Below are 2,388 nucleotides of genomic sequence, written 5' to 3'. Positions count from 1 at the left end.
CCACCACCCCATCACCTGGCACCTCCCACCCACCCCCACCCCCGACACCCCCCCACCCACCTACCCCTTCCAACACCAGCACTACTGGCCGGAGCCCGCATCGCAGACCGCCTCCGCCGCGGACCCGCACGAAGCGCTCTTCTGGGAGGCGGTCGACCGGGAGGACCTGGCCACCCTCACCACCGCGCTGGACATCACCGACGAGCGGGACCACGACGCGGTCGCCACCGCGCTGCCCACGCTGACGAGTTGGCGGCGGCGCACCCGCGGGCAGTCGACCGTGGACTCCTGGCGGTACCGGGTCATCTGGCGCCGCCTGGGGATCGTCAACTCGGACCGGCTGTCCGGCAGGTGGCTCACCGTCATCCCCGCAGGCTTCGCCGAGGACGGCCGGGTGGAGACGGTGCTGGACGCGCTGCGGTCCTACGGCGCGGAGTGCGTCGTGCTGGAGACCGGTGACGCCGCCCGCGCGACGCTGGCCGACCGGCTGACAGCGGAAGGCGTGACCGGGGCCGGATACGGCGCCGTGCTGTCGTTCCTCTCCCTGGACGAGGAGCCGCACCCGGCGCTCCCGGCCGTGCCCAAGGGGCTGGCCCTGCTGTCGGCCCTCGTACCGGCGCTGTCGGACGTGGGTGTCACCGCACCGCTGTGGTCCGTGACGATGGGCGGGGCCGACGGCGACGACGGTCCGCGCATCAGCCCGGACCAGGCTCTCACCTGGGGCTTCGGCCTGGTGGCTGCCCTGGAGTACCCACGGCTGTGGGGCGGCCTGGTGGATCTCCCGACCGAGCCGGACGAGAAGGTGCTGCGGTACCTGGCCGGTGTGCTGCGCGGCCAGGGAGACGAGGACCAGATCGCGATCCGGAACTCCGGTGTGTTCGGACGGCGCCTGGTGCGCGCCCCGCTGGGCGAGGCCGCCGAGCGGCGGCCGTGGACCCCGCGCGGAACCGTACTGGTCACCGGGGGCACCGGCGGTGTCGGTGGACAGATCGCCCGGTGGCTGGCCGGCGAGGGCGTGGAGCACCTCCTCCTGCTGGGCCGGCGCGGAGCGGACGGCGAGGGCGTGCGCGAGTTGGTGGCCGAGCTCGAAGGGCTCGGCGCCGCGGTGACAGTCGCCTCGTGCGACGTGGCCGACCGGGACGCGCTGGCCTCGGTGGTCGAGGCGGTACCGGCCGACTGCCCGCTGACCGCCGTCGTCCACGCCGCGGGCCTGGGGCAGCAGAGCACGATCGCCGAGACCTCACCGGAGGAATTCGCCCGTGTCGTCAAGGGCAAGGTCCTCGGCGCACGGAACCTCGACGAAGTCCTCGGGGACCGTCCGCTCGACGCCTTCGTGCTGATCTCCTCGAACGCCGGCGTGTGGGGCGGCGGCGGGCAGGGCGCCTACGCGGCGGCCAACGCCTACCTCGACGCGCTGGCCCGGCAACGTCGTCGGCAGGGCCGGACTGCGACCTCGATCGCCTGGGGCTCCTGGGCCGGGGCGGGGCTCGGCGCGGTGGACGGTGCCGCCGAGCGGCTGGAGCGGCTCGGTGTGTCCGCGATGGACCCGGACCTGGCGGTCCGCGCGCTGGTGGCCTCGGTCGAGCGGGGAGAGACCGCGCTGTCGGTCGCGGACATGGACTGGACGCGGTTCGCGCCCGGCTTCACCGCCGCACGGCCCAGCCCGCTGCTGAGCGAGCTGCCCGAGGTGCGGGCGGCACTGCGTGAACTCGCGGCCGAGGCGGAGACCGAGCGTTCCGGCTCGGACCTCGCCGGACGGCTGGCGTCCCTGTCCGAGGCCGACCGGGAGGCCGCGGTGCTCGACGCCGTCCGGTCCCACACGGCGGCTGTGCTCGGACACCGGGAGGCCGCCGAGGTGGACGCGGACACGGCATTCACCGGCCAGGGCTTCGACTCGATGACGGCGGTGCAACTGCGCAACGCGCTCGTCAAGGACTTCGGACTGCGCCTGCCCACCACACTCGTCTTCGACTGCCCCACGCCCCGGGCGGTGGCCCGTTTCGTGCTGGACGAACTGGCGGGCGGTGCCGCGGAGCAGGCGCCGGTCGCGGCCGCCGTCCGGACGGACGACGATCCGGTCGTGATCGTGGGCATGGCGTGCCGGCTGCCCGGCGGCATCGCCTCCCCCGAGGACCTGTGGAAGCTGCTGGAGGCGGGCGGGGAGGCCCTGTCCGACTTCCCCACGGACCGCGGCTGGGACATCGACGGCATCTACGACCCGGAGCCCGGTCTGCCGGGCAAGACCTACGTCCGCAGGGGCGGCTTCCTGGAGGACGCCGGCGGCTTCGACGCGGCCTTCTTCAGGATCTCTCCGCGCGAGGCGCTGGCGATGGACCCGCAGCACCGGGTGTTCCTGGAGACCTCGTGGGAGGTCTTCGAACGCGCGGG

1 protein-coding gene is annotated in these 2,388 nt (G+C 74.2%); it reads left to right on the top strand.

Annotated features, from left to right (window positions below; translation table 11 throughout):
* A partial coding sequence (locus CUT44_RS08590) for an SDR family NAD(P)-dependent oxidoreductase (RefSeq protein ID WP_146252187.1) occupies positions 1-2,388 on the top strand: 2,388 nt, incomplete at both ends.

The organism is Streptomyces carminius, assembly GCF_002794255.1.
GTDB classification, from domain to species: domain Bacteria; phylum Actinomycetota; class Actinomycetes; order Streptomycetales; family Streptomycetaceae; genus Streptomyces; species Streptomyces carminius.
Note: the sequence above shows the minus strand (reverse complement) of the source record. Positions and strands in the feature narration are given on the sequence as shown.